Source organism: Chitinilyticum litopenaei DSM 21440 (assembly GCF_000428145.1).
GTDB lineage: Bacteria > Pseudomonadota > Gammaproteobacteria > Burkholderiales > Chitinibacteraceae > Chitinilyticum > Chitinilyticum litopenaei.
In genome coordinates, this window is the sequence record NZ_ATZJ01000069.1 from 1 (window position 1) to 7,603 (window position 7,603).

At 60.0% G+C, this 7,603-nt stretch carries 10 protein-coding genes and 1 pseudogene; 6 read left to right on the top strand and 5 right to left on the bottom strand.

All coding sequences use genetic code 11. The annotated features are described in order from the left end of the window. Positions 1-262 (top strand): integrase core domain-containing protein (locus C515_RS21595; protein WP_043650107.1); only part of this gene is annotated, 262 nt, incomplete at its 5' end. Positions 263-265: 3 nt separating this feature from the next. On the opposite strand, the gene C515_RS23210 is transcribed toward C515_RS21595, so the two are convergent. The 5 genes and pseudogenes from C515_RS23210 to C515_RS0116165 form a co-directional block, all read right to left on the bottom strand. Beyond that, positions 266-835 carry a hypothetical protein gene (locus tag C515_RS23210; RefSeq protein WP_245575049.1) on the bottom strand — a complete coding sequence of 190 codons (570 nt, stop codon included), beginning with the start codon at positions 833-835 and terminating at the stop codon, positions 266-268. 153 nt (positions 836-988) lie between these two features. Continuing rightward, positions 989-1,063: pseudogene (locus C515_RS24950) on the bottom strand (DUF4236 domain-containing protein); the annotation flags it as partial. Next, entirely contained in the window at positions 1,029-1,310 is a 282-nt protein-coding gene (locus C515_RS24105; RefSeq protein WP_158380851.1) for a hypothetical protein, read from the bottom strand. The pseudogene C515_RS24950 and the gene C515_RS24105, both read right to left, overlap by 35 nt. A 130-nt stretch (positions 1,311-1,440) precedes the next feature. Then, positions 1,441-1,629: a hypothetical protein gene (locus C515_RS21605; RefSeq protein WP_169719581.1), complete on the bottom strand. Its 189-nt coding sequence runs from the start codon at positions 1,627-1,629 to the stop codon at positions 1,441-1,443. Between the two features lie 11 nt (positions 1,630-1,640). Continuing rightward, entirely contained in the window at positions 1,641-2,849 is a 1,209-nt protein-coding gene (locus C515_RS0116165) for an RtcB family protein (RefSeq protein WP_028456360.1), read from the bottom strand. 688 nt (positions 2,850-3,537) lie between these two features. Here C515_RS0116165 and C515_RS0116170 point away from each other — a divergent pair. From C515_RS0116170 to C515_RS0116190, 5 genes are all read left to right on the top strand, one after another. After that, positions 3,538-5,154 (top strand): MFS transporter, encoded by a 1,617-nt coding sequence (locus C515_RS0116170; RefSeq protein ID WP_028456361.1) that lies wholly within the window; start codon positions 3,538-3,540, stop codon positions 5,152-5,154. Beyond that, positions 5,154-5,603 (top strand): GNAT family N-acetyltransferase, encoded by a 450-nt coding sequence (locus C515_RS21610; protein WP_051305035.1) that lies wholly within the window; start codon positions 5,154-5,156, stop codon positions 5,601-5,603. Before C515_RS0116170 ends, C515_RS21610 begins: the two co-directional genes overlap by 1 nt. 70 nt (positions 5,604-5,673) lie before the next feature. Next, entirely contained in the window at positions 5,674-6,666 is a 993-nt protein-coding gene (locus C515_RS0116180; protein ID WP_028456362.1) for a patatin-like phospholipase family protein, read from the top strand. A gap of 171 nt (positions 6,667-6,837) precedes the next feature. After that, positions 6,838-7,359, top strand: a complete 522-nt coding sequence (locus C515_RS21615) for a hypothetical protein (protein ID WP_051305036.1) — start codon at positions 6,838-6,840, stop codon at positions 7,357-7,359. A gap of 20 nt (positions 7,360-7,379) precedes the next feature. Next, positions 7,380-7,603, top strand: a 224-nt coding sequence (locus C515_RS0116190) for a transposase (RefSeq protein ID WP_028456142.1), incomplete at its 3' end; no start/stop codon positions are given.

Consider the following 7,603-nt stretch of genomic DNA (forward strand, 5'->3'; position numbering starts at 1 on the left):
GTTGCGTAACTATGGCATGACGGCGTCGATGAGTCGCAAGGGCAACTGCTGGGACAATGCGCCGATGGAGAGTTTTTTCAACAGCCTGAAAAACGAGCGCGTGTTCCACCGGCGCTACGCGACCCGGTCGGCAGCCAAGGCAGATCTCTTTGATTACATCGAGGTGTTTTACAATCGCAAGCGCCGGCATTCGTCGCTGAATTACGAATCACCGGCAACCCATTACGCAGCCTGGCTGGAGCGAGAAAAGCTGGCCGCATAACCGCTACCTTGGTAGCCGGAAAGCGCGGGTAACCTCACCGGTTTGGTCGTATACAAGAACGCGGTCAGGAAAAAAATGAAGCGTTTGACGACCAACACCAACAGCGACGGTTTCGATGTTCGTCTTGACGTATGGTGGATCTTCCTTACGAATCGAAGTGCTTCTCCGGCGGACAAGATCGCTTGCCCCTGCATGGTATTTTCGGTCATGCACTTTTCCTGATGCCTCGATGTGCCATGCCGACGTGCAATTAGCAAGTTGGCTCGCTGCCGCATGTAGTTTGGCGTAGGCTGCTTCCATATCGGTATCGAAGTCGTAAAAGAGCACTACGGTTTTTTGTAAGGCATCTCGAATATACGCTGCATATGTTCCAGTAGCGGTGATGATTGCGAATATACCTACGACCCAAGCGGGCCAGCCTAAAGAGACTCCAAAACCAAACATCACAACGGCAGCAATCCCAACGAAAGGCCAAAGACGAGCCTTTGAACGCTTTCGATTTAATTCATCTAGAAGTTCTCGGGATGACGAATCGACAATATGAGAAACATCGGCAGATTCGATTTGCTCCAACGGTGCGTGAGTTCCTGACGGTATTTCAGGAACAGAAGTTGGATGAGGGTTTACTGGTGGACAACGGGGTGAAGATGATGGTGGAAGCGTAGCGCGATAGTAAAGGCCACCTCGCCCCATGTGGACGTAGTTCCCTCGTGGGCCAACACCAAAGCGAAGGCCTGTTACACCAGCCGAAACGCCGACTCCTGATTTAGAAAGATTGAATCGCAGCGGCCCAACGCTGATGCTCTTTCTCAGATAAAAGCTCATTGTCAAAAGCTCCAAGGCGTTGCTTAAGTGGCAGAACGTGAATATACCCTCTTTCTAGATACTGACAAACAAAGCCGAGCACGAAGGTGTAGCCCCAAAACAATTCATCTACTTTGGAGAAAACCAGAATCTCCCCGCCGGAACCATGAACTTCCGCAAAGGCCCAACTCCAACCATTCCACTCCGACGCTAGCGCTATCAACCTCAAAATTTTGTCACTCAAGATCAGCAAACTTCAGCCGTATTGCCATGTAACCAAAGCTGATCAATGCTCGCATGAGCATACCCACAAAAAAACGGGCTGCAGCGCAGCCCGTTTCCGTTTGATACCCGACTAGCACAATACCGCAGAGCTAGCCTTGCCGCCGGTTGCGCGCGGGCTGGCGGCCGCCGTACAGACTGTCGTCCTGCGGGTTGTCGCGCAGTTGCTGCTGCAGCGCCTGCCGTTCGCTGCGCCGCCGGGCGCGTTCGCTTTGCTCGTGCGCGCCGGCATTGCGCTGGCGGGCGGCCATGGCGTAGGGGTTGCGGGGTTTGAATGGCATGATCATTCCCCTCAGCCCTTGATGCAGACGACTTGCTTGAGCGTGTGCACGACTTCAACCAGATCGGTCTGGTGCGCCATCACCGCATCGATGTCCTTGTACGCGGCCGGGATCTCGTCGACCACGCCCCCGTCCTTGCGACACTCGACGCCCTCGGTCTGGCTGGCCAGGTCGAAGCGGTTGAAGCGCCGTTTCGCCTCGCTGCGGCTCATTTTCCGCCCCGCGCCGTGGCTGCACGAGCAGAACGATTCGGCGTTGCCCAGCCCGCGCACGATGTAGCTCTTTGCCCCCATGCTGCCGGGGATGATGCCGAGCTGCCCTTCGTGCGCGGCGATCGCGCCCTTGCGGGTGACGAAGAGATCGGCGCCGAAGTGCCGCTCGCGCGCCACGTAGTTGTGGTGGCAGTTGATCGCCTCGTCGGTCAGCGTGAACACCGGCAAATGCGGGCGGATCGCTTCGACGACGCGGCGCATCATTTCGCGGCGGTTGACCAGCGCGTAGTCCTGCGCCCACTCGACCGCATCGACATAGTCGTCGAACAGCGCGGAGCCGGCGGCGAAATACGCCAGATCCTTGTCCGGCAGGTGCTGCTGGTGCCGGCGCATGTCCTTCTGCGCCGCGGAAATGAAGTAGCGGCCGATCACATTGCCGGTGCCGCGGCTGCCCGAGTGCAGCATGATCCACACGCGCTGGTCTTCGTCCAGGCACAGCTCGATGAAGTGGTTGCCGCCGCCCAGCGTGCCGATCTGGCAGATCCAGGTCTGCGCGAACTGGCGCTGCATTTTCATCAGGCCGGGATGCTTGCCGACCAGCACGTCGAGGCGATCGTTCAGCGGCCTTGCCACGCGCTGCATGGCGCCACCGCGCACCTTGCTCCAGTCATGCTGGTTGAAACCGACCGGCACCTCGGCCTCGATGGCCGAGCGGATGCGGGCAAGCGAGTCGGGCAGATCGCTGGCGGTGAGCGAAGTACGCACCGCGTTCATGCCGCAACCGATGTCGACGCCGACAGCGGCCGGGATGATGGCGTCACGCGTCGGAATCACCGAGCCGACGGTGGCACCGATTCCCAGATGCACGTCCGGCATCGCGGCGATGTGGCCGTGCACAATGGGTAGTTGCGCGGTGTTGAGCAGTTGATTGAGGGCATCGGGCGCGATGTCGTCGGTCCAGATCTTGACCGGCACGCGCCCCTTGTTGAGTTGTTGTACGACTGGCATACGGATGAATCCTGTAAAAACAAAAAGCCCCGGATGTGCTCGGAATCACCGCCAATGGGGATTCACGAAAACCGGGGCTGGGCAGACTTGGGGTCTGCGGCAGGAGCCCGGCGTGCCAGTCACGCCGAACTCCGGGGGATTCGGGTGCTGTGCTAGCGGGTGTTCATCTCGAACTGGGTCACGGCTTTTCTCCTTCTTCAAACAACGCGAGGTGACTCGCGTGACAGTTGCAATCGGCCTTGCGGCCACCAGGATTCAGGGCGGGCCTGAATGGGGCGCATTGTTGGCGGCGACCCGACACGGGGTCAAGCATGGCTGGCGATGCCTGTGGCAGCAGAACAACAGGCGTACAGCGGGGAACTACGGGATAACCGCAATTACAACAAGGGTATATATACGCAACCAATACAGGCAAAAGGCTGCACGAAAATACCAATGCATGTATACAAGGCCGGGTTTTCCGGCATCCACGTCACAAGCTGCCGCCGTTGCCACGTTTGCCTGGCGCGGCGCAGGCACTTAGCATGGCACACCGCCCGCCAGCCTTGCTTATCCACGCCTGGCGCCCGCAGCCGGAAATCCCGGAGGGAGCAGGAAATGGCGCTGCTCATGCCTGCACAGGGTGCCAGGCTGCAGCACGCACGAGCAGCGCCAGCCCCCTATCAACAGCAACCGCTATGAGGCCCCCATGCTCTGGCAATGGTTTGACCGCAACATCCTTTCACTCGGGCGTGAGCTGCGCCTGTCCTATCTGCCGCCGCTGCTGGTGTATCTGGCCTTCGGCATCCAGGGGCTGACCGGCATCGTCGGCACCTTTTACGTGAAGGAGCGCCTGGGCCTGTCGGCCGAGTTTCTGGCCGCGCTGGGCTTCTGGGTCGGCATCCCCTTTGCACTGAAAATGCCCATCGGCCATCTGGTCGATTTGCTGTGGCGCTTCAAGAGCGGGCTGATTTATCTGGGCGCCGCGCTGCTGGCAGCCAGCCTCTTGATCATGGCCGCGCTGATTGGCGACCCGCAGGCCATGGCTGGCGTGATGAGCGTGAATGCCTGGTATGTGCTGGCCACGCTGCTGCTGCCCATCGGCTTCGTGCTGCAGGACGCGGTGGCCGACGCAATGACGGTCGAGGCCGTACCGCGCCACGCCGCCGACGGCACGCCACTGCCCGAAGCACAGATCAAGCTGATGCACACGACGATGCAGACGCTGGGCCGCGTGGCGGTCATCGGCGGCTCGGTGCTGGTGGCTGGCGTCAATGTCTGGCTGTTTGCCGGCAGCGAATCACTGGATGAAGCCGGCAAGACCGCGCTCTACCGGCAGGTGTATCTGCTCGCGCTGGTGATTCCGCTGATTTCGGTGCTGGGCGTCATCCTCAATGCGGCCTTGCAGCGCCGGCGCCTCGCCGCGCACCGCGCGCAGGGTCTCTCCGCTGCAGAAGCTCGCGCCCTGCTGAACCATCAGGATGCGCCGGCCCGGCCGAACTGGTGGGTGCTCGGCGGCAGCCTGGCCTTTGTGGCGTTTACGCTGACGATGGGCCTGAACCAGCTGCGCTATGGCCAGGAGGCCGTGTTTCTCGGCTCGCTGGCCATCATCGGCTTTCTGCTGTGGCGGCTGCTGCGCGAGCTTGAACCTCCCGCACGCGTGACGCTGCTGGGCACGGCGCTGGTGATCTTCATGTACCGCGCCACACCATCGGGCGGCGCCGGGGTGAGCTGGTGGATGATCGATGAACTGGGCTTTGATCCGGCCTTTCTTTCCAAACTGTCGCTGCTGGGCAGCTGCCTCACACTGGTGGGCATGTTCGTGTTCCGTCGCTTCATGGCCGAACGCCCGCTGTTCGTCGTCATCGCCTTTCTCACCATCGCCGGCACCGTGCTGAGCCTGCCGACGCTGGCGATGAGCTACGGCTTTCACGACTGGACGGCCGCGCACACCGGCGGCGTGGTCGACGCGCGCTTTATCGCCATCATCGACACGGCACTGGAGTCGCCGCTGGGGCAGATCGCCATGATTCCCATGCTGGCCTGGATCGCCAATTCGGCGCCCGCCCAGCTCAAGGCCACCTTCTTTGCCGTGATGGCCTCGTTCACCAATCTGGCGCTGTCGGCCAGCCAGCTCGGCACCAAATACCTGAACCAGATCTTCACACTGAGCCGCGAGGTGAAAGACCCGGCCAGCGGGCTGGTGCTCACCGCCGCCAACTACAGCGAACTGAGCCCGCTGCTGTGGACCGTCGGCGCACTCGGCCTGCTGCTGCCGGGCGCCGCGCTGCTGCTGGCGTGGAAGCTGAAACTGCGGAGTGCCTGATGACAGAGCCTATCCGCATCCGCCCGCCCGCGCCGGCAGAACTGCTCTGGCTCAGCGCGCTGACCCGGCAAAACATGCAGCCGTTTTACCGGCAGCATGCCAAGGAATGGGATGAGGCCGTGTTCCAGACCAGCCTGGCGCAAAGTTGCAACTTGCTCATGCTGCATCGGGAAGAATGCATTGGCGCGCTGCGCTATACCATCCAGCCGCCATTTCTTTACCTGAATGATCTGCAAGTCAGCCCCGGCTGGCAGCGTCGCGGTTACGGCAGGATGCTGCTCAGGCACGCCTTCTGCCTGGCTGCCGCGGCCGGGCTGAGCACGCTGCGCCTTGCGGTCTTCAAGAGCAATCCCGCCATCGCGCTTTACCACGAGCAGGGCTTTGCCATCGTGGGTGAGCATGGCAAGCTGTGGCGCATGGCCTGCTCCCTGCCAGAAGCTGACGAATAAAGTCACACTATCGAAACCGGAATGCGGTTTATGATCACTTCTGGACCTGACCAGGGAAGGAGGATCAAAAATGCCGGATATCGCATTGTTTCTGCAGGGCGGTGGCGCACTGGGCGCCTATCAGCTTGGGGTATTGCGCCACATGCAAGAGAAGCATTTGCTTCCCGTGCATATGGTGGCGGGGGTATCAATAGGCGCGGTCAACACCGCCGTACTGGTCGGCGCGCGCGACCCCGATCCGCTGGCGGCGCTGGAAACGCTGTGGCAAAAGCTCACCGTTCCCAACATCCCCTTCGCACCGCAATTCGTCGAGGAAAACCTGGCGCTGTGGGGCAATCCGCACATGTCGCGACTGCGCCACGACGTGTGGAACGCCAGCCGCTGGACATCAATCTACTCGCCCGACCCCTTGCGCGAGCTGCTGCACGAGCTGGTCGATTTCGACAAGCTCAACGCCTCGGAGACCATCGTCCAGCTCTCGGCGGTACAGATCGAAAGCGGCGAAATCGTCACGTTTACCAACCGCAACGGCCAGCGCATCACCGCCGACCATGTGATCGCCTCGCTGTCGATCCCGCCGATGTTCCCGGCGGTCGAGATTGACGGCAAGCATTACTGGGACGGCGGCCTGTTCGACAATGCCCCGCTGGGTGCGATGATCAACGGCCTGCCGGCCGATTCGGACGCGCGCTTCATCATCGTCAACCTCTTCCCGCTCAAGGGGCAGGTGCCGCAGAACCTGCAGCAGGTGCAGGATCGCATGACCGAGATCATCTTCTCGAACAAGGTGCTTGGCGACATGGCGCGCATGGAAGACCTCAACCAGATGGTCGAGCTGTACGCCGCGCTCGACCAGGCCCTGCCGGCCAACTCGCCGATCCGCCAGCTGGCCGGCTTCAAGGACATCGAGCGCCTGCGGCTGCTGGAGGCGCCCATCGTCATCACCAACAACATGCCGGAGGCACAAAGCGCCACGCTGGATTTCTCGCCGCGCTCGATTGCCGCGCGAATCAGAACCGGGTATCGGGACGCGGTGGCGGGGCTGAAGGATTATGCGGCGTGAAATCCGCAGCAAGCAGTAAGTAGGTACAAATAGCGCAGCGCATTCGTACGAATGAAAATCCGGACGATTACGCTACGCCAATCATCCCTACACGAACCATTTGCACCTACGCGGGCTTTAATCATCAAGCCCACCCCAAAAAATCATGGCAACTACAAAAGGAGAAAAATAATGATAGACAAATACAACCCAATATATGAGCGAATTGGGCACACAGGCGGCATAGAATCAATTCAGCTTGACGAAGCAACCTACTACTTTGGCTTTGATTACAGCAACGACTTAGTCATATCGCCATTAATCAGCAACCGAGAAGCCATGACTCGGTTTGCGGCAGAATACATGGAACAAACTGATGGCACTCACGACGCGGCCTACTGGGAGGAAATCGCCGATTACGAATCAGAACTCTGCACAGATGAGTCCAGCCGCATATTCAGCAGCACACAATTTGAAGAATTTTTGCAAGCGCTTCGGCGCGCGCACTCTGACAACACCTACTCACCAGAAATCCGGCTGGAATACCACTTACTTTATTTGCTGGGGGCAGCGAGTGGCTGGACTGTAGGCAACATCGAAGATTTACTCGATCAGATGACGATTTTACGCAACGAAGCTGCGCTCCCAGACGGAGAGAGTTACACAGACCTTGAGGTTGACCGCGAATTTCGGATACCAAGCGTAGCCAGATAAACTGGCATACGGAGGTATCGATGTACAAAATCCCGAAGCAGAGCTACACCACCGAGTTCAAGCAAGAGGCGGTCCGTCTGGTCGAGGCCGAAGGCAAATCCCCCGCTCAGGTCGCCCGCGAGCTGGGCATTTCCGAGCAGACACTCAGCAACTGGCGCAAAGCCAGCAAGGCGGGAAAACTGGCCGCCGGCACCGGCAAGGCGATCACGCCCGAGCAGATGGAGTTATCCCGGCTGCGTGCGGA